This window comes from Alteromonas sp. AO-Serp, from assembly GCF_017849675.1.
Classification (GTDB): domain Bacteria; phylum Pseudomonadota; class Gammaproteobacteria; order Enterobacterales; family Alteromonadaceae; genus Alteromonas; species Alteromonas macleodii.
This window is the reverse complement of record NZ_JAFLMX010000284.1, coordinates 1-19590: the sequence shown is the minus strand read 5'-3', so window position 1 is coordinate 19590 and position 19590 is coordinate 1. Positions and strand designations below refer to the sequence as shown.

The following is a 19590-nucleotide window of genomic DNA, read 5'->3' as shown; positions in this document are numbered from 1 at the left end:
CCGCGCGTTTTTGGTTGTGTAGATATTAATTGTTGCCTGAGCGGTTACCCATATCAATCGACATGGCAATATCATCGAGTATGTCGTTTAGTCCCGTAATTTTCTCGTTAGCGATAAATACGCTCATCTGCGACTCAACCACAATATGGTCGGAAGTGGCATCGTTTTCAAAGGTATTGTCTAACGCGCTCTGTACGCGGTCGAAAAACTGTCGTGCACTTCGTTCTTCAATATTGTGCAGACACAAAATAAATTGCTCGGTACCAAATCGTCCTAAAATATCGTTACCGCGGGTAACATTTTGAAGCGTTTGTGCAATTTGTCGTAATACTAAATCACCTTTTGTTGACCCCATTTTCCGCGTTATTTCACGCAGGTTGCTAATGTCGAATATAGCAATGGCAATGGCCCGGCCTTTTTTCGGCGCATCAAGCTTGTTAATGCGGGCTATCGCCGAATTCGCATTAAGCAGCAGAGTAACGGGATCGATGGCTTTGCGCGCAAGGTGTTTTCTACGAAGTACGTAGCCAGTAATACCGCTTACCAGAAGGAAAATAACAATAGCGGTATACAGCGTGTTCTTTCGTTGCTGTTCCGCTTGTTCAATCGCAGATTCCAAATCATAAATGCGGGTATACAAGTTAGCAGCACCAATAATTAAGGCCGAGTCTTGAGTAACTTCACGGCGCTTAGTCACTTCTTTAGAATAGATCTCGTGCGCCTCTTTCGCCTTAGCTAAGTCCTGCAGTGCGATATACATGGACACATTGAAGCTAAGGTAATCCAAATTTGAACGAAAGACCGGCGGTATCGCGTCATCATTTAACGCTTCAATACCTGATATATACTGCTTAATACAGGTGAGATCGTTGTCATGTAAGCAAATCTCAGCTTTGTGCCAGTTAACAAGAAGCTCGCCTAACGAACTCGAGATGTTCGAAGACGCTTTTTCTAAATCGGGAAGGGTGTAGGTAAGTCGGTTGTAGTTTTCTGTTTTTCTATAGTAAATAGACAGTGCATACTGATACAAGAAGTTGGTTAGCGGTGTGTCTATTTCGCTATTGAGTACACCTAGTTCTAGAATGCTTTGGTAGGCGCGCTCAGTTTGACCGCTGCTTAGCAATGACACAATGGCGCTGATAAGAATACTTACCTTATTACTGCCTTCATATACAAGCAAGCCCATTTCATGTGCTTTTAGATATTGCTCTGCTGCTAAGGCATGTTGCTCTAAATCGCCATATAGTAAACCAATTGCGTTGTGAATATGCGCTAACTCACCGGGGCTGCCGTCGTTTGAATAACGCTTAAGCACACCAAACATCTTACCTAATCTTATTTCAGGTGAAGTGGTTTCTGAACAGTAGTTAATTAGGCCTAAAGAAGAGCTGGTAAAAATATCGCTGTGGCGCTCGGGCGATGATAGTTCTTGGGCTTGTTGGTAGTACTTACAGCGTGCAGGGTTTTCTCTGGCGTCATAAGAAAAGCCAATTTGATAAATAGCCGATGCAAACGCATAAGAGCTTTCATCAATATTGCTTTGCATAATGGCTTTAAGCAGCATAGTTTCAGCTTCTTCGTACTTACCACGGCAAATTAAAAACTGCCCTTTGGCTACGGTTAAGGCAAAACGTTGTTGTGATGTAAGCGACTCAAGAGCAAGTGTGTCTTCAAGTTCTGGAAGTAGAGACTGATTAGGGCAATCATACGAAGGCGTGCGTACCTTTTCGATAACGGCATCAATGTTGTCGTTTGCCAACGCGCCAAAAGAAGTTAGCGCAACGCTCAAAAAAGAGAATACTGTTAAAGATAACCTTTGAAACATGAGAAATAACGTTTTTGTTTTTTCTTCATAATATCGATTTGAGCCCAGAACTACTACACGGGGCACCTAAAAGTTACGTATTTTTTGTATCTTAATGCGTCTACTATTCTCTAAAACGTTGGGCTATATAAGCATGTGTTAGGTATTTACCCTACATTGCTAATGGGTAGGCGAACCAAAACTAACCAATATAGCTACTCCAACCAAGGCAACGGCAGACCATACAATAGTTGCTTTAGTCGCCCGTTCACCAAGTACCCATGCAACCCCTAGCGACATTAATGCGCTTGTAGCAATAAGGGTTTGAACCACGGCCGCTTTCGCATAAGCGAATGCAAACATTTGTAGGTAAATAGCGGCAGTAGTGCCAAGTAACGTGGCTAACACAAAAGCAGGCCATACACGTTTTCCACTGTTGCTTTGGTAGTTAATAACGGGCATGTAGCGCGTTTTGGTTATGGCTATAAATGGCACCACAAAGATCATACCGCCAACTAATCGTAAGAACGCAGCGCTGGCAGCGTCAATTTCACCGGCACTTAAAATGTCGCGGCTAACTACGGCACCAACCGCCTGACATAACGCCGCGCCCACACCATACAAATAGCCACTGGTTGCAAACACGTGTGTAGTGCTGCGTTTGCGTACCTTTATAACCATATCTACCGAAAACAGTACTACTGCAACGCCAACCCACTGCTGCCAGGTAATCCATTCGCCAATAAAAGCCATAGCAAAAAGGGCAGTGAATAAAGGCGCAAGGGTTTCGGCGACCAACACCGCTTGGCTATCGCCAATGCTTTGTAAGGCTTTAAAAAAGCAGGTGTCGCCAATGCCTATACCAATAAGCCCGCTAAGCAATAGCCACAAAATAGCATGAGTACTAAGCCCTGTTGGCTGAACCACTACTAAAACCACTGCCAAAATGGCAATAGAAATAAGTCCCTTCCAAAAGTTCATGGTAAGCGGCGAAAATGCGTTACCCGTTCCACGGAATAAACGCGCAGCAATTGCCCAACAAAGCGCTGTACCTAGCGCAGCAAAAACACCCATACATTACCTGTTATAACTTTGCCCAAAAACGCTGGGGCAAATAAGTAGCTTGCCAAAATGAGCGGCTATGCTAATGCAAGGTGTGGGCGGGGTAAACTTAAATCACATCAGTAGTTTTTACCTAAATATATTGAAGCCTTAAGTAAACGTAACTGAAGGCTAAAGGCTTTCGTGGCATTATGTTGGCGATAAGATTAGTGAGTAAGTTAAGCGCTGTACTCAATTAAGTGGGCGTTAACCGAACTTTAAGAACAACAGTGAAGTAAAAGGACGAGAAAAGCGTGAGCGTAGAGCAGATGAATTTAACCGGTATTAAAGGTGTAATATTCGATTTAGACGGCACCTTGGTAGAGTCTAGCCTTAACTTCACGCAAATGCGCGCCGACGTAGGCTGCCCACAAAACGAAGATATACTTACCTTTGTAGATGCCCTTAGCTGCGCCGAAGCCCAAGCGAGTGCACACCGAGCTATATTGCAGCACGAACTAGACGATGCGCAAAATGCTAAGTGGTTACCCATTGGCAAAGCCATGGTGGAAAAGGTGCAGGCACACAAGCTCCCCATGGCAATAGCTACCCGCAACTGCCGACAAGCCACCGCAATTAAGGTAGCCAATAACGGCATTCCCATCGATTACGTGCTAACCCGCGAAGATGCCCCAGCCAAGCCCAACCCAACCGCATTACTGATGGTGGCGAACACATGGCAGCTTCAACCGGAAGACTGCCTGTATGTAGGCGACTTTATTTATGACCAGCAAGCCGCCGAGAATGCTGGGATGAAGTGGTTTTTGGTTTAGGTATTAACTATTTACATCCGGTTTCTTTGGCTTGATAGGCCCAATTGGTAATATAACGTAAAAGTCTATTTCCAACGTTGGTGCATTAGTTCCAGCATATACTTTAGTATACTCTGCCTCGGCAAGCTCTTGCATGTTTGTTTTTTGTTCGATATTCATGTCTTTTCCTTTTTGTTTTTTGATTCTCAAGCTCGAATGAGCACACATAAAGTAATAATTAAACAGGGATGCAAGACATGTTTACTGAGACAGTTTGTCCTTATCGACAGAAAATCCATACTTGTGTCCCAATATTTCTTATTTTTTTCTTAGTTATTCCAAAATTGAGCCATGCTATCGGTATTAACTTAGAGGGGAGGACATCATTTGATGGAATTCCATCAGGTGTAATTCGAGACTTAGAGGTTTCAAACAAAGTAGTTTATGTAGCGGCAGAAAACGGGGTGTTTGAAGTTATTGGACACGAGTCTGAGAAATTAGACTTCAACACTTCTAATCACGCCACAGGGGTTATCTCTGATATTCAACTGAATGGAACGGACCTATGGGTTGTTGAATATGGAGTTGGTGTTTTTAAAGTTAATCTAGAAAATAAAAACTCGCAGCAAGTATTTAGTGATCGTGAATGGTCGAGTTCTATTTGGACTATGGCAATGACATCTAGTCATTTATATTTCTCAGTCATTGACGATGTCATTGCAGTAGATAGAACTACAGGGCAATCGACAAGCCTAAATTCCAAATTAGAATCTTTCAAGTTAAACGGCACTTACTCGCTTTTTGCAAACAATCACAATGCGTATGTAGCATCTAATAAGGGCTATCTTTCAATTGAAGGGGCATTAGATAATCTGCAAGAATTTAAATTGAGTAGCAAGCTACCATTACTATCAAATGCAACGTTTATTAAAGTAATTGATGATGAATTATATATCGGCGGTCCACAAGGGGTGTACATATTAGGAAGTAACGAGCGCTTCGTTCCAACCGAGGGAATTAGTGGCACCTACATCCAAGATGTGGTTAAAGGTGAAGATGGGGTGATCTGGGTTTCCGACGGTCGCCTTTTACTGCTAGAAGATGAAAAACTATCGGCTCCCCCTTTCATGAATCCTATATTGACGTCTGAAGCGATAAGGTCAGTAACCAAAATAGCTATAGACCCCTACAATTCCATCCTTATCGCCTCCTCACAATTAGGCTTAGTTTCATTACCTAAAACAAAGCTAGTGACAAACCTAGTGTCATTTAATGGGAGCGTTGTAAGGGAAAACATTCAAAAGACATCAATAAATGAAAACGGAACTATAGTTCGAACTGAAAAAGGTCTCTTTCAGTTAAACGAGAAGAGTGGGGAGTTAGTCAATACTCATTTGGATAAAGACAAGGCAGAGTTTTGTACCTCTTGGCAGGAAAGAACTTTTATACGTCTCAATGAAATAGACCCTTCTGTTCTCTGCAATAGCGAGTTTTCCCATTATATAGAAGCCGGCAAAAATGCCTTTTATTTCTACTTTGATGATGGACTCGATGCCAATTACTACTATATCGCTAACAACACCATACGTGACACAATTAAAGCCCCTAAAAAAGTGGTCTTCAGCTCTTTGTTGAGTGGTGGAGAAATCGTTGCGATTGATGAATTTGATGACGTTCATTTTCAATTGTCCAAATTCAACTGGCGTACTGTTACCTCTAAAGAAGGTGGCTGGTTCGGGCTTCAATGTTTAATAGAGTTCCAAGAAAACTATTTGGTATGTACATCAGGTGCTGGACTAAAAGAAATCAACAAGAAAAATGGAAAAGTTAGCTCTTCCACGATATTGGGCCTAGAGAAACTAAGGTTCATTAGAGGTGCCATGGTTACCGAAGGGAAAAATCTCTGGGTAGCGTCTAACATGGGCCTGTTTGTTAAGCCCAATATAAGCAACTCAGCTTCTAAAGTGGGTATTCGTTATGGACTCTTCGATACAGACTTTGAGTATAAGAGCCTTGAAGCGCTTGGTGAAAAAGTGCTAGTTAAGGGGGATAAATATAGTTACCTGTTGGATGAAGAAAAGTTAATTGAGAGTCTCAATGCAAATTCAATTGGGGAGATGTCTACTATTCTTAGTTATGTTCAATGGGGAGATGGAGAAGGACGACATATCACATATTTTCCTGAGGACTTTGACTTCAAGTTTAAAAGTAGCTTTAAGGAAGTAACATTCAACTTTATCGTCAGTGATTTCTACAATGAAAGCAGCAGTATTGAATTTAAATTAGATGATGACGCTTGGGTTTCTCACAATAAACCTGTAATGAATTTAACATTAAGTGATATGAACGTTGGTGTGCATACTCTTAGAGTCCGTGTTCCAGCAGATAAAAGTACTACAAATGAACTGACAATTAGTTTTGATATAGATCCACCTATTTGGGCTTCTTATATCGGCTTTACTATATATTTATTTATATTGGCTGGGGTTTTGAGTTTGTGGAGAATAGGGGTTTTAGGCAGGCTATATAACAAATTCAAAACTACTAAACTCTACAACCATCTTACCCGCTATGAAATAACCGATGGGCACTCTAAATTTGAAAAGATGCTTCGCAGCAAAGAGCGTTTCATTAACGAAATCACCCACGAACTTCGCACCCCAATTCAGCTCATCAATGGATCGTTAGAAGGCATATCCAAAACAGCTCATGCAGCGAGCAAAGAACTGATATGTGTTCAGGACAATATGAAAAGGGTCGAACAGTTGATTAATCAAATGAGTCAAGATGTCCCTAAAGCCTTGGCGGCAGCCGACTACTACAGATCCTACTCGTCAGATAACATAAAGTTTATCGTCCTATCGCTAGAGCCATTAGCCAAGCAGAAGCGGCAGAATTTAGAGTTACGTATTAAAGGGAAAAAAGAAATTTCGCTCATTAACGACAGCTTAGAGAAAATCCTGGCAAATCTAATTCAAAATGCAATTAAGTTCACACCAGAACTTGGCACAATAAAAGTAGCCGCTATACAAGATAGTAAAGTGCTTAAAGTTATCGTTAGTGATGACGGAGAAGGAATTGATGAGCACTTTCACAAAAAAGTATTCGAGCGATTCACTAAAGGGAGCAGTGAGCATGAAGGTCATGGTGTTGGCTTAGCAATGGTGAAAACCTTAGTTGAACTGAACCAGGGCGACATTGCGTTAGAGAGTCAAAAAGGCATTGGAACTAAAGTTACCGTAACGTTACCCATTGATGACATTGAGTATGTAAATTCGCATGCTGAAAAATTGTCACCCGCAAATGCCAAATCGAACAAGAAATCACTATTAATAGTTGATGACAGCAGAGAGTTCCGCTCTTATCTATTTGATTTGTTTTCTAGCAAATATCGCTGTTTAGTTGCGCGAAATGGTGTGCAGGCGTTAGACGTTATGCAGCATTACCTTGTCGATCTAGTTATCACAGATCAAATGATGCACGAAATGGACGGGCTGAGTTTAATAAGAGAAATTCGCGGTAATGTAAGCTATGCCAGTATTCCCATATTGATGTTAACTGCGGAAACCGGAACTGAATTAGAAAAATCAGCGCTAGAAGAAAAAGTGGACTACTTTTTGGCAAAACCTGCATCAAAAGAGGAAATTACTCTTAGGGTTGAGCATTTATTGTCGGTCAGAGAGGCAAAAGAGCGCGAGGAAGAGGAAAGCGAAGAGCCTGCATTTAAATTTGGATGCTTGAAAATCCCCGAGTTTGATAACGAAAAGGATATGGCGTTCTTTTTGAACTTTATCGCAGTATTGGAAAAGAACTACCACAATGAATCATTCAATAGAGACCAAGCTGCCTCGCAGTTATTGATAAGTCCTAGAAGTTTGAACCGAAGAATGTCAGAGTTGTTTGAATACAACTTCAGCGAGTTTCTTTCACGCTTCAGAATCGAAAAGTCTATTCCGTTACTGTTAGAGGGAAATAGCATTCTAGATACCTGCCTAGACGTTGGCTTCGGCACCGCAGCTTATTTTTCGACGTCCTTTAAAAAGGTTATGAGCTTACCACCCAAAAAGTTTGTGGAGCAATACAATAAAACAGTAGCGTAAAGGTAGTATCTAAAAGAACTAAATATACCTACGTCTCTCCGCCAAAAAGCCAATCAATAGAAATGATGCCACATAGCCTGCTCCTTGGTACTGCCAGGGCAAGTAGGCTAGGGTGTGTTTTAAAAAAGGTGCGCCGTACAAGGTTAGAGCGCCATAGCCAAAGGCACACAGCACTACAAACAAACTAACGCGAATGGTGAAATGGTAAGGTGCCAGTATGCGTTTTACATGGCCGTTAATCAGGTCGCCGTACACCACTAAAATAGTGGCCATAAGCATAATGCTCATTTCGGTGTAATAGGGGCTTAGGGCGCGAGAAAGGGCACTGAAAAGTTCACTCATAAAATTACTACTATTATGACGTTTTTACTGTGTGCCCATTATAACCACGGTAAGGTCAAAAGCGTTAGCTAACGCCTTTATTAAGTGCGCTTACTGCTTTAAAGCCTTGCTCAATAGTGGCAATGCGGTCGGTGGTTTGATCGCGCTCTACAAATTTATGTTCAATACCGGCTAACTTGCCGTGCGCGAATATCTCTTCAAAGTTAATTGTGCCTGTGCCCACATCAGCAAAACTGCCGTCTTCAGCCAAATCTTTTACATGCCAAAGTTTAAAGCGGCCTGGGTACTGCTTAAAGTAATCAACGGGGTTTTTACCTGCTTTTACCGTCCAGTATAAATCCAGTTCCATGGCAACAAGGTCTGGGTCGGTCTGAGTTATAAGCACGTCTAATGGTGTCTTACCGTCGCGCACTTCAAATTCAAAATCGTGGTTGTGGTAGGCAAGAGTAATACCTTCCTTCTTACAGGCTTCACCAATGGTATTTAGCTTATCGGCAAGGGCTTGGTATGGCGCAATGCCCGTACCACGTTGGGCTTCGCTAAGCCAAGGAACTACCAAGTACTTGTGACCAACGGTTTGTGCGTCATCTAAAATTTGTGACAGGTTGGTATCGAACGCGTCTAACTGAATATGAGCCGAAGGCGCAGTAAGGCCATTGTCATCAAGCAGTTGCTTAATTTCCTTTGCGCTGTGGTCAAAGTAGCCTGCAAATTCCATTTCCGAATAACCAACATCAGCGACCAGTTTAAGCGTAGCCGGCACACTTACTTTCATAATATCTCTAAGCGTGTAAAGCTGCAGACCAACAGCACTTTTGTGCATGCCCTTCATCATAGCTCCTTTATCACTACCATGCCCGTGCGCCAAAACAGCAGGAGCGCTCATAGCCGCCAGTAAACCAGATGAATATTTAATGAACTGTCGTCTTGAAACGCCAGAGCCAATATTACTGGCCGCGTCTAAAATTGCTGTCTTACTTAAGTTTGTTTTACTTAAATTCACTGCTTGCTCCTTTTCTGTAGTGGTACATAGGTGATGACGCATCGCTATCATCAATTAACCCAAAGCTTTGCCCGTGCTCTCTCGCACAATAAGTTCAAACGGCATAATAACTTTGGGGGCCTTGCGAATTTTTCCGTTAAGAAGGTCCACCAGTAGCGTAACCGCCGTTCTACCAAATTCTTCTGCAGGTTGGGCAATAGTGGTTAGCGGTGGGTCGACAAATGCTGAAAACGCAATGTCATCGAAACCTGCCACCGATATGTCATTAGGAACATGTAGGTTGGCTTGCTTGAAGGCTTGCATGGCACCAATAGCCGTTTCGTCGTTCTCACAAAATACGGCGGTGGGTCTACTTTCAAGGTGACTAATGGTTTCCCCTGCGTTGTATCCGGCCTGTAATGTAAAATCCCCCGGGAACAACAAGCTCTCATCAAAGGCAATATTGGCTTGCGCTAATGCGTCTTTATATCCAACCAAGCGTTCTTGGGTAAGCGGGCTTGAATTAGGTCCTTTGATCATGGCTATACGGGTATGGCCTAATGAAATTAAGTGCTCGGTCATTGCTTTGGCTGCAGCACGGTTGTCTAACGACACAACAGGATATTGGCCATCGTCAATCACCTCACAGGCATTCACCATGGGAAGTAGGCCATTGTCGTTGATCATCGTGGCATCAAATGGGTTGTGCGCACGTAACTGTATAAGCCCATCAGCCTGAGAAGTACTTACCATCTTGGCGTAATGGCTTTCTATTTCACTATTACCAAGCGTATTGGCAAGTAAAATGGAATAGCCCAGTTCGGCTGCCGCTTCCTGCATACCGCTAATAACACGGGCAAAAAATACGTTTGCTACCGTAGGCACCAGTACCACTAAATTGTGCGTTTTTCCCGAACGAAACTTAACTGCCATTAAGTTAGGTTTATATCCAACTGCCTGAACAGCGGCCATCACCTTATTGCGCGTTTTAGGAGAAACACGCTCAGGTTGTTGCAATGTTCTTGATACGGTAGCGACCGATACGCCGGCACTATCTGCTACATCTCTAATATTTGCCATTTACGTTATTGTTGTTTGTTAATTCACTCGCGCATTGTAAACCTAACCCAGTAGAGGTGTGGTCTATACGATGGTAGCGAATTCAAAATTTACGTGAAATTAATATGTAACCGTTTTCATTTTAAGCAAAAGAATACGCACTTTCATTAAAACGTCAAAGGTTATTTGTAGGATTTATGTAAATTTGAGCTAGTGTTATGTTCAAATTTGGTGCAGGAATAGGCGGTTAAAGGTAGTAAAGCCCCGGTATTACCTCGCCATTTGTAAACTTTAGATTAATAAAATGCTGTTTTTTGTATTGACCATTAAAATGTAACGGGTTACATTTTGTGGCATTAGTAACACCAATAGTGCGTTTGCACACAGAGGAATTTCAATGCAACCAATTCGAATGGGAATGATCGGAGGCGGGGAAGGCGCGTTTATCGGTGCCGTGCATCGTCATGCCGCAGGGTTAGATGGGAACTACCAGTTGGTGTGTGGCGCATTTAGCCGCAACGAAGAAAATAATACGCGTACTGCTTCTGCATTGAACTTATCAACATCGCGTACATACGATAGCTGGCAGTCAATGTTAGAAGAAGAAGCCAAATTACCTGAGCAGCAGCGCATGCAGGTTGTGGTTATCGTAACGCCTAATCATCTTCACGTACCTATTTCACTTGCCGCAATAAAGGCGGGCTTTCATGTCTTCTGTGAAAAACCAGCAGGCGTTAGCTTTGCAGAAGTAAAAGAGCTTCAAGATGTTATTCACGCCAGTGAATCGCTTTACGGCTTGGCTCATACCTACCTTGGTTATCCTATGGTTTGGCAAGCACGTCATCTCGTTGAAAGCGGTAAGCTGGGCAAAATTCGAAAAGTGTATGTTGAGTATCCGCAAGGCTGGTTGTCTGGCGAAGAAGAAACGCACAATAAGCAAGCGCAGTGGCGTACCGATCCAGCAATTTCTGGCGCAACGGGCGCAATGGGCGACATCGGCACTCATGCGTTTGGACTTGTTGAGTTTGTATTAAACGACAGTGTTACCTCGTTATGTGGCGAGTTAAACACCCATGTTGAAGGGCGTCGTTTAGATGACGACGGCGCCGCGCTTATTAAAACTAAGAAGGGTGCGTCGGGCGTGTTGATTGCTTCGCAGGTATGTGCTGGTGAAGAAAACGCGTTGAAGATCCGCGTCTACGGTGACAAGGGCGGTTTAGAGTGGCGTCAAATGGAGCCAAACTCCGTTATCTATCGCCCTGTTGATGCCCCTTATCAAGTGTTTAGAGCCGGCCAAGGTCAAGTTGGGTTATGTGATGCTGCATCTGCACGTTGTCGTGTTCCAGCTGGCCACCCAGAGGGCTACTTAGAAGCAATGGCAAACTTGTATACCGATTTTGCAAAAGCGGTACGCGCGAATCAAAAAGGCAAAGCTGACGGCGTTCCAGGAATAAATTCAGGCATACGCGGAATGGTATTTATAGATGCCATGCTTGCCAGTACTGACAGCGACACTAAATGGGAGTCGGTCAGTCAGGAAGGAACGCAGTAATGCAATTAAAACATACAATGAAAAAGGTGAGCGCTTATGGCTACTAATCAACAACCTATAAAAGGGCCGGCTATCTTCCTTGCTCAGTTCATGGGAAAAGAAGCGCCGTTCGATACGCTCGAAAATATGGCGAAGTGGGCAGCGTCGCTTGGTTACAAGGGAATACAGGTACCTACTGACCCTAGTCTGTTTGATTTAGAAAAAGCAGCCGAGAGCCAAGAGTACTGCGACAACATCGCTAAAATTTGTAAAGACGCAGGCGTAGAAATCACTGAGCTTTCGACGCACTTACAAGGTCAACTAGTGGCGGTTCACCCCGCTTACGACGAGTTATTTGATAACTTTGCGCCGGCACACTTACACGGCAAGCCACAAGAGCGAACCGAATGGGCAGTTAATCAGCTCAAATGTGCGGCTATTGCCAGTAAGCGCTTGGGATTGAAAGCTCACGCTACCTTTTCTGGTGCATTAATGTGGCACTTGGTTTACCCGTGGCCTCAGCGTCCTGCTGGCTTGGTTGAGCAAGGCTTTGCTGAATTAGCCAAGCGTTGGAAACCCATTCTCGATGCATTCGACGATGCGGGTGTTGACGTATGCTACGAAATTCACCCTGGGGAAGACCTGCACGATGGCGCTTCGTTCGAACAGTTTTTAAAAGCTGTAGATAACCACCCACGAGCAAATATTCTTTTCGATCCAAGTCACTTTGTTTTACAGCAGCTTGACTACCTTGACTTTATTGACCGCTACCACAGCCGGATCAAAATGTTTCACGTCAAAGATGCCGAGTTCAATCCGAACGGTAGAAACGGTGTGTACGGCGGCTATCAAGACTGGCAAGACCGCGCGGGACGTTTTCGTTCCCTTGGCGACGGCCAAGTCGACTTCAAAGGTATTTTCAGCAAGCTCACCCAGTATGGCTTCACAGGTTGGGCAGTACTAGAGTGGGAATGCTGCTTAAAAGATAGTGCGCAAGGCGCGGCAGAAGGCGCACCGTTTATCGCTTCACACATTATCGAGCCAAGCAAATATGCGTTTGACGACTTTGCTGGTGGAGACGTTAGCGAAGCGAAGAATAATCGTATTTTAGGCCTTGAGCGCTAAGCGCCATCAATAGGATAACAATAACTATGATAACCCTACGCCTTAGTTTGATGATGTTCCTTCAGTTCTTCATTTGGGGAGGCTGGTTTGTAACATTAGGCACGTATTTATCGAATACCTTGTCTGCCAATGGTGGGCAAATTGGCATGGCCTTCTCAACCCAAAGTTGGGGCGCCATCATTGCCCCCTTTATTGTGGGCCTTATTGCTGACCGGTTCTTTAATGCAGAAAAGATCCTCGGCTTACTACATATTGTCGGCGCCGTGCTTATGTACTGTATGTACCAAGCGAATGATTTTGCCAGCTTTTACCCTTATGTGTTGGCATACATGATTGCATACATGCCTACGCTTGCATTGGTTAACTCAGTGTCATTCGGACAAATGGTCGACCCGTCAAAAGAGTTCGGAAAAGTTCGTGTGTGGGGCACTATCGGCTGGATTGTGGCAGGCCTTATGATTAGCTATGTCTTCTCATGGGATTCTGCACAGTCTATTGCCGATGGTATGCTCAAAAACACGTTCTTATTGTGCAGCGTTGCCTCGCTAATGTTGGGCGTATTCAGTTTTACACTGCCAAACACGCCACCTCAATCTAGCGGTAAAGCGGTAACTATTCGCGACATTCTTGGCTTGGACGCGTTGGCACTGTTAAAAGACAAAAACTTCTTTGTATTCTTTCTTTCATCTGTACTTATTTGTATTCCGCTGGCGTTTTACTATCAGAATGCAAACCCTTTCCTTACTGAAATAGGTGTTGAAAATGCAACGGGCAAAATGACACTAGGTCAAGTTTCCGAAGTGTTGTTCATGTTGGCTCTGCCAGTATTTTTGAACCGTTTCGGTATTAAAGCCACGTTGGTGATAGGTATGGCGGCGTGGGTTGTTCGTTATGCACTGTTCGCATTCGGGAACGCTGACGAAGGCTTGTTCATGCTTATTGTTGGTATTGCACTGCACGGTATTTGTTACGACTTCTTCTTTGTATCAGGGCAAATCTATACCAATGCAAAGGCGGGAGAAAACGTAAAAAGTGCAGCGCAGGGGCTAATTACCTTAGCGACTTATGGGGTAGGTATGCTGGTGGGCTTTGCAGTGGCAGGCGCAATTACCGACACCTACACGATGGAAACCGGTGCGCATAGTTGGCAGCAGGTCTGGTTATTCCCAGCAGGGTTTGCCGCGGTTGTGTTAGTGCTATTCGCCATTCTGTTCAGAAAGGAAAAGGTGAACGCAGATGCATAATATTACCCGCAGAAAATTACTTCAAAGTATGGCTATGACAGGGGCAGGCATTGCCGGAACAGGGTTAGCAGCAGCTGGTTTAGCCACTGCGATGCCTGCTGTAGCGAGTACAAACGGCACGAAAGGTAGCAACACCATGAATACGCCGCTTAAAGGAAATGTAAATCATTCGGTAAGCCGATGGACTTACGGCGATTTAAGCATTGAAGAGTTGTGCCAGACCGTTAAGCAATTAGGATTTGGAGCCATTGACTTGGTAGGCCCTGAAGATTGGCCTGTGCTAAAGCAATACGGCATCGACTCTTCTATGTGTAACGGCGCCGAGATAAGTCTTGAAGACGGCTTCATTCACAGTGAGCTCCACGACGAACTAGAAGCGCGTTATATAAAGCACATCGATTTGGTCGCTGATGCAGGTTATACAAACCTTATCTGCTTTAGCGGCAATGCCCGAGGCATGTCACGAGAAGATGGACTGGAAAATGCGGTTAAAGGGTTAAAACGCATTTTACCTCATGCTGAAAAACGCAACGTAGTGATTTTCATGGAGCTGTTTAACAGCAAAGTCGACCACCCTGATTACATGGCCGACAATTCTGCATGGGCGATAGAACTTTGCAAACGCCTAGGTTCTAAGCACTTCTCACTGCTTTACGATATCTACCACATGCAAATTAATGAGGGAGATATCATCCGAACTATTCGAGATAACTATCAGTACTTTGGCCATTACCATACGGCCGGCGTACCTGGGCGTCACGAAATAGATGCTTCACAAGAACTCAATTACGAAGCAATTGCTAAAGCCATTGTCGAGACCGGATTTAAAGGCTACTTAGCACAAGAGTTTATACCCACACCGAAAACCAAAGCCAACAGAATAGCGTCGCTACAACAAGCGATCCATATCTGTGATGTGTAACGTGCGAACAGGCACAGCGACGAATTAAGTTTTAAGGACGTGTTATGGCGAGTAACGAATATGATGCAATAGTTATTGGATCTGGTATCAGTGGCGGTTGGGCTGCTAAGGAGCTAACTGAGAAGGGCCTAAAAGTGCTCATGTTAGAACGTGGCCAAAATATCGAGCACATTAAAGATTATAAAAATGCGCACAAAGAAGATTGGGATTTTCCTCACCGAGACTTGCCTACTCAAGCAATGAAAGTGGATTATCCCGTGCTTAAGCGCGACTACCCGCTAAATGAAAAAACGTACGGTATGTGGGCAAATGAAAAAGAAAATCCTTATACCGAAGACAAGCGCTTCGACTGGTACAGAGGTTACCACGTAGGTGGACGCTCACTGTTGTGGGGACGCCAAAGCTACCGTTTGAACAAAGAAGATTTCGAAGCCAATGCTAAAGAAGGCATTGCTGTCGACTGGCCTATTCGCTACGACGATTTGGCGCCATGGTATGACTACGTAGAAAAATTCGCGGGTATCAGTGGTAATCGCGATGGCTTAGATGTATTGCCTGATGGTGTATACCAGCCACCAATGCCAATGAATATTGTAGAGGAAAGTGTCGCGGCGCGGGTGAAAAAGGCCTATGAAGGCGCGCGGCACATGGTGCATGGCCGCACTTCAAACATGACACAAAGCAAGCCCGAAGAAGGGCGTGTTCATTGCCAATACCGCAATAAGTGCTGGTTGGGTTGTCCTTTCGGTGGCTATTTCAGTACACAAGCATCTACGCTTCCAGCTGCGGTTAAAACAGGTAACTTAACCCTTCGACCTTTCTCGATAGTAAAAGAGATCTTGTTCGACAAAGACAAGAAGCGCGCGACTGGCGTTGAAATTATCGATGCAGAAACCAACGAGACCTATATATTTAAAAGCAAGATCATCTTTGTAAATGCGTCAGCACTTAACTCGGCGTGGGTACTGATGAACTCTGCCACAGACGTATGGGACGGTGGTTTAGGAAGCAGCAGCGGCGAGTTGGGTCACAACGTTATGGATCACCACTTTAGAGTCGGTGCTTCAGCTGAAGTTGAAGGTTTTGACGACAAATATACCTACGGTCGCAGACCGAGTGGCTTCTATGTGCCAAGGTTTAGAAACTGGGGAAGTGATAAACGAGACTACCTGCGTGGATTTGGTTATCAAGGCGGCGCAAGCCGTTCAGGTTGGCGCAAAGACATAGCTGAGCTTGGTATAGGTGCTGGACTTAAAGATGCGATAACCGAGCCTGGTCCATGGACAATAGGCATGACAGCGTTCGGTGAAATTCTTCCGTATCACGAGAACAAAGTGTACTTGAACAAAAAAGTCACCGACAAATGGGGCTTACCAGTACTCGCAATGGATGTCGAGATTAAAGAAAACGAGCTTAAGATGCGCAAGGACATGCAGCAAGACGCGATTGAGATGTTTGAAGCAGCAGGTCTTAAAAATGTTCAAGGCTGGGATGCTGACTACGCACCTGGCATGGGCATTCATGAAATGGGCACGGCGCGTATGGGAAGAGACCCAAAAAGCTCTGTGCTTAATGCGCATAACCAAGTGTGGGATGCACCGAACGTATTTGTGACCGATGGTGCGGCAATGACATCGGCCAGCTGTGTTAACCCTTCACTGACCTACATGGCATTAACGGCAAGAGCCGCAGACTTTGCCGTAGAAGAGTTAAAGCGAGGAAATCTATAATGGAACGCCGAGAACTACTTAAACTCATCGCTACTGCTACAGGCACAGCATTGTTCGCAGGTAATGTACTTGCCTACACAGATGTGCCCGCTGTACCGCTTAGCGACACATTGTTTAATGAAAAAGATGTGGCCTTGCTGAATGAAATGGGTGAAGTGATCATTCCTCAAACTGACACGCCTGGAGCAAAAGCGGCTAACGTTGGTGCCACAATGGCTGTGCTGGTAACCGATTGCTACACACCTTTGCTTCAGAAGACCTTTCTTGATGGCATTAAGAAAATATCTTCGTTAAGTCAAAGTCGTTTCAACAAACAATTTGTTCAGCTTACCAAGCAAGAACGAGAGGCTTTATTTAACGACCTGGATGTAGAAGCGAAAGCGGCGAACCTTGCTAACGGTGTTTATCAAGGCGTTGAAACAGGAAAGCCAAGTCAGTGGGAGCCAGGTACCGATGAGCCAACCCCTCACTACTTTACGCTATTAAAACAGCTAACACTTTATTGCTTTTTCACGTCTCAAGTTGGCGCGACTAAAGTGCTTCGTTATGTGGCTATTCCTGGACGCTACGACGGTGCATTCCCTTACAAGAAGGGCGACAAAGCGTGGGCCACCTGAGCCTGCGCTATCGAGCTGCCAAACACAACACAGTTATATAACGGATAAAACAAGGTACTGACACTATGAATAAAACATTCGTCGCTTCAACAGTGGCTTTACTCATGCCACTTTGTGCATGTGCTACAGCAGATGCACAAACTGAAAAAAGCGAATCGCGTTTAACCCGCGAACAGCAGGCTGCTAAAACGGAAGTATGGGAGCCTGTTCCTGAAGTGGTTTCTTTTGATAAGGCGGGCGTGCCCTCTGATGCCATTTCTTTAATTGGTGATGACCTGTCTAACTGGACTTCAGTAAAGGAAGGTGAGGCTAAGTGGACGCTAGAAAACGGTGTACTAACTGTGAAGCCGGGAACAGGCGATATCAAAACGAAAGCAGAGTTTTGTGATGTACAGTTGCACGTAGAGTGGAAAGCGCCGCAGCCAGAAGCGGGAATGGAAGGACAGCAGCGCAATAACAGCGGTATCTTCCTGCAGCAGCGATATGAAATTCAAGTCTTGGATTCATATCAGAATAAGACCTATCCCAATGGTCAAGCGGCAAGTGTTTATAAACAAACCATTCCTTTAGTTAACGCTATGAAGGCGCCTGGCGAATGGCAAACTTACGACATCATATATAAAGCACCAACCTTTAACGGTGAAGAACTAGCAACGAAAGGCTATGTTACGGTAATACATAACGGCGTAGTGGTTCAGAACCATACTGAAATTAAAGGTACAACAGAATGGATCGGTGCGCCTAAGTACAAAGCTCACGGATGCGCACCGCTTCAATTACAAGATCACGGCAACTTAGTAAGTTTTAAGAATATGTGGGTAAGACCACTTTAAAAAGCTAGCCGATAGATATCTTCAATCTCTTCAATACTCAATTGCTTGGGATTATTGCGAAGAAGGCGAGTTACTTTACTCGCCTCTTCTGCTAATTCACCTACACAAGAAGGCGGAATATTGAAGTGGGTGAGCGAAGCGGGAATATCTACATCGCGACACAGTTTTTCTATAGCAACTAATAATAGTTTAATTGCTTCCTCTTTTGAGTGGTGGCGCTCACATACCTTTAAAAGCTTAGCCACACAATAAAGTTTGTCTTGGCAGAACGGCGCATTTACTTTCAACACATGAGGTAACATTACCGCGTTACTCATGCCATGTGACAGATGAAACCGTCCCCCCAGTGGATAAGCCAATGCATGTACTGCCCCTACGCCTGCGTTTCCAAACGCAAGACCCGCCATTAAACTGCCGGTGGCCATATCTTCACGTGCAGATAAGTTCTCACCATTGTTATAAGCGTGAAGTAATGAATTGAAGATAAGCTTGAGTGCATTCTCTGCCAGAGCGTCGGTTATCGGACTAGCATTTACACTTATATAAGCTTCAAGCGCGTGAACGAATGCGTCTACACCGCTCGCTGCTGTAATGGACTGGGGGCATGTTTTTGTCATTTCAGGTGCAACGATCGCAACATCGGGTAGCAAGCAGTGGCTAACAATTCCTTTTTTCATCTGTGCTATCGGATCTGACAAGATAGCAATATTGGTAACTTCTGAACCTGTACCGGCAGTAGTGGGGATAACAATAAGAGGCAAACGCCGTTTTGAAAGCGTATTTTCACCGAAGAGTTCACTGAGGGGGCCAGTATGATCGTATGCAGCTGCAAGTACTTTTGCACTATCAATAGCGCTACCTCCACCAAGAGCAATAATTCCGTCTACTTGCTTCTCACGAAGTATCGCTAACTTATCTTCTATGATATTCACTTCAGGCTCTGGTGGAATGTCATCAATAATAAGTAAGGGTGAAGAGGGTAATAGTGTGAGTAGTTGATCAAGAAGACCAGATGAAGAAACGCCTTTGTCAGTAACGATGGCACATTCCTTTATAGATAATCTCGACATTTCATCGGGGAGAGCTTTTATAGCGCCAAGACCCGTTACGAGTTTTCCTGCGGTTTTGAATTCTGAAACCTTCATGCAAACCCCTCAATAATCCACGTACACGTTCAAATATCGTCTTACTAATTTATAGTACACAGCGTGACTTACCAATTAACTAACCTTATAGATCGTGAAAAGCGCGGTGAATTAGTGGTTTTTATGAACGTATTGCACATTGTTTATGCAAACGATCGAAAAATAAGGATTTTTTTAAAATACTTGTTGACGTGAGCGCTCATTTCCCTAAAATGCGCATCCGCTTCGGGGGAAAAGCAAAACAGCAAGCCTCCTGAAGTAAGTCTCTACTACCTTTATAGGCCAGTAAAGACGGGAGTTTAG

Annotated in this window: 16 protein-coding genes; 9 read left to right on the top strand and 7 right to left on the bottom strand. The window is 44.2% G+C overall.

What is annotated here, in order from left to right; genetic code table 11:
• Nucleotides 1-25 precede the first annotated feature (25 nt).
• Both QVA83_RS18605 and QVA83_RS18600 read right to left on the bottom strand, forming a co-directional pair.
• Nucleotides 26-1825 carry a GGDEF domain-containing protein gene (locus QVA83_RS18605; protein ID WP_069943594.1) on the bottom strand — a complete coding sequence of 600 codons (1800 nt, stop codon included), beginning with the start codon at nt 1823-1825 and terminating at the stop codon, nt 26-28.
• 159 nt (nt 1826-1984) lie between these two features.
• Nucleotides 1985-2878, bottom strand: coding sequence for a DMT family transporter (locus tag QVA83_RS18600; protein ID WP_014947956.1), 894 nt, complete (start codon nt 2876-2878; stop codon nt 1985-1987).
• 281 nt (nt 2879-3159) lie between these two features.
• Here QVA83_RS18600 and QVA83_RS18595 point away from each other — a divergent pair, with 281 nt between their 5' ends.
• The gene (locus QVA83_RS18595) at nt 3160-3678 is read left to right on the top strand and encodes an HAD family hydrolase (protein WP_069943595.1); all 519 of its coding nucleotides are present in this window, start codon (nt 3160-3162) and stop codon (nt 3676-3678) included.
• A 3-nt stretch (nt 3679-3681) separates the two neighbouring features.
• On the opposite strand, the gene QVA83_RS18590 is transcribed toward QVA83_RS18595, so the two are convergent.
• Nucleotides 3682-3837 carry a hypothetical protein gene (locus QVA83_RS18590; RefSeq protein ID WP_014947958.1) on the bottom strand — a complete coding sequence of 52 codons (156 nt, stop codon included), beginning with the start codon at nt 3835-3837 and terminating at the stop codon, nt 3682-3684.
• 77 nt (nt 3838-3914) lie between these two features.
• On the opposite strand from QVA83_RS18590, the gene QVA83_RS18585 reads away from it, so the two are divergent.
• Nucleotides 3915-7757: a hybrid sensor histidine kinase/response regulator transcription factor gene (locus tag QVA83_RS18585; RefSeq protein WP_014975432.1), complete on the top strand. Its 3843-nt coding sequence runs from the start codon at nt 3915-3917 to the stop codon at nt 7755-7757.
• 18 nt (nt 7758-7775) lie between these two features.
• Here the strand turns inward: QVA83_RS18585 and QVA83_RS18580 are convergent, their stop codons facing one another.
• The 3 genes from QVA83_RS18580 to QVA83_RS18570 form a co-directional block, all read right to left on the bottom strand.
• Nucleotides 7776-8099 (bottom strand): DUF3392 family protein, encoded by a 324-nt coding sequence (locus QVA83_RS18580; RefSeq protein WP_014947959.1) that lies wholly within the window; start codon nt 8097-8099, stop codon nt 7776-7778.
• 64 nt (nt 8100-8163) lie between these two features.
• Entirely contained in the window at nt 8164-9102 is a 939-nt protein-coding gene (locus QVA83_RS18575) for a sugar phosphate isomerase/epimerase family protein (protein WP_069943596.1), read from the bottom strand.
• Between the two features lie 54 nt (nt 9103-9156).
• Entirely contained in the window at nt 9157-10161 is a 1005-nt protein-coding gene (locus QVA83_RS18570) for a LacI family DNA-binding transcriptional regulator (RefSeq protein WP_012516940.1), read from the bottom strand.
• A gap of 376 nt (nt 10162-10537) precedes the next feature.
• Between QVA83_RS18570 and QVA83_RS18565 the strand changes: the two genes are divergently transcribed.
• The 7 genes from QVA83_RS18565 to QVA83_RS18535 all read left to right on the top strand — a co-directional run bounded on the left by QVA83_RS18565 (nt 10538) and on the right by QVA83_RS18535 (nt 18142).
• Nucleotides 10538-11692: a Gfo/Idh/MocA family protein gene (locus QVA83_RS18565; RefSeq protein WP_069943597.1), complete on the top strand. Its 1155-nt coding sequence runs from the start codon at nt 10538-10540 to the stop codon at nt 11690-11692.
• Nucleotides 11693-11728: 36 nt separating this feature from the next.
• Complete coding sequence (locus QVA83_RS18560; RefSeq protein ID WP_069943598.1) at nt 11729-12796, top strand: sugar phosphate isomerase/epimerase family protein; 1068 nt, start codon at nt 11729-11731, stop codon at nt 12794-12796.
• A gap of 26 nt (nt 12797-12822) precedes the next feature.
• The gene (locus tag QVA83_RS18555; RefSeq protein ID WP_020745223.1) at nt 12823-14040 is read left to right on the top strand and encodes a nucleoside permease; all 1218 of its coding nucleotides are present in this window, start codon (nt 12823-12825) and stop codon (nt 14038-14040) included.
• Complete coding sequence (locus QVA83_RS18550; protein WP_014947964.1) at nt 14033-14962, top strand: hydroxypyruvate isomerase family protein; 930 nt, start codon at nt 14033-14035, stop codon at nt 14960-14962. Before QVA83_RS18555 ends, QVA83_RS18550 begins: the two co-directional genes overlap by 8 nt.
• Before the next feature lie 44 nt (nt 14963-15006).
• A complete protein-coding gene (locus QVA83_RS18545; protein WP_014975438.1) occupies nt 15007-16692 on the top strand; it encodes a GMC oxidoreductase in 1686 nt (561 codons plus the stop codon).
• Complete coding sequence (locus tag QVA83_RS18540) at nt 16692-17309, top strand: gluconate 2-dehydrogenase subunit 3 family protein (RefSeq protein WP_014947966.1); 618 nt, start codon at nt 16692-16694, stop codon at nt 17307-17309. The genes QVA83_RS18545 and QVA83_RS18540 overlap by 1 nt, the downstream gene beginning before the upstream one ends.
• Nucleotides 17310-17374: 65 nt before the next feature.
• Nucleotides 17375-18142: a 3-keto-disaccharide hydrolase gene (locus QVA83_RS18535; RefSeq protein WP_156077788.1), complete on the top strand. Its 768-nt coding sequence runs from the start codon at nt 17375-17377 to the stop codon at nt 18140-18142.
• On the opposite strand, the gene QVA83_RS18530 is transcribed toward QVA83_RS18535, so the two are convergent.
• Nucleotides 18139-19287: an iron-containing alcohol dehydrogenase gene (locus QVA83_RS18530; RefSeq protein ID WP_156077789.1), complete on the bottom strand. Its 1149-nt coding sequence runs from the start codon at nt 19285-19287 to the stop codon at nt 18139-18141. The two genes, QVA83_RS18535 and QVA83_RS18530, sit on opposite strands and share 4 nt — an antisense overlap.
• Nucleotides 19288-19590: the final 303 nt, after the last annotated feature.

Excerpts from the sequence above, each read along its gene's own strand:
- QVA83_RS18605 (WP_069943594.1), bottom strand. The coding sequence starts at position 1,825 with ATGTTTCAAAGGTTATCTTTAACAGTATTCTCTTTTTTGAGCGTTGCG.
- QVA83_RS18580 (WP_014947959.1), bottom strand. The coding sequence starts at position 8,099 with ATGAGTGAACTTTTCAGTGCCCTTTCTCGCGCCCTAAGCCCCTATTAC.
- QVA83_RS18570 (WP_012516940.1), bottom strand. The coding sequence starts at position 10,161 with ATGGCAAATATTAGAGATGTAGCAGATAGTGCCGGCGTATCGGTCGCT.
- QVA83_RS18590 (WP_014947958.1), bottom strand. The coding sequence starts at position 3,837 with ATGAATATCGAACAAAAAACAAACATGCAAGAGCTTGCCGAGGCAGAG.
- QVA83_RS18565 (WP_069943597.1), top strand. The coding sequence starts at position 10,538 with ATGCAACCAATTCGAATGGGAATGATCGGAGGCGGGGAAGGCGCGTTT.
- QVA83_RS18560 (WP_069943598.1), top strand. The coding sequence starts at position 11,729 with ATGGCTACTAATCAACAACCTATAAAAGGGCCGGCTATCTTCCTTGCT.
- QVA83_RS18550 (WP_014947964.1), top strand. The coding sequence starts at position 14,033 with ATGCATAATATTACCCGCAGAAAATTACTTCAAAGTATGGCTATGACA.
- QVA83_RS18535 (WP_156077788.1), top strand. The coding sequence starts at position 17,375 with ATGAATAAAACATTCGTCGCTTCAACAGTGGCTTTACTCATGCCACTT.
- QVA83_RS18530 (WP_156077789.1), bottom strand. The coding sequence starts at position 19,287 with ATGAAGGTTTCAGAATTCAAAACCGCAGGAAAACTCGTAACGGGTCTT.
- QVA83_RS18540 (WP_014947966.1), top strand. The coding sequence starts at position 16,692 with ATGGAACGCCGAGAACTACTTAAACTCATCGCTACTGCTACAGGCACA.
- QVA83_RS18555 (WP_020745223.1), top strand. The coding sequence starts at position 12,823 with ATGATAACCCTACGCCTTAGTTTGATGATGTTCCTTCAGTTCTTCATT.
- QVA83_RS18585 (WP_014975432.1), top strand. The coding sequence starts at position 3,915 with ATGTTTACTGAGACAGTTTGTCCTTATCGACAGAAAATCCATACTTGT.
- QVA83_RS18545 (WP_014975438.1), top strand. The coding sequence starts at position 15,007 with ATGGCGAGTAACGAATATGATGCAATAGTTATTGGATCTGGTATCAGT.
- QVA83_RS18600 (WP_014947956.1), bottom strand. The coding sequence starts at position 2,878 with ATGGGTGTTTTTGCTGCGCTAGGTACAGCGCTTTGTTGGGCAATTGCT.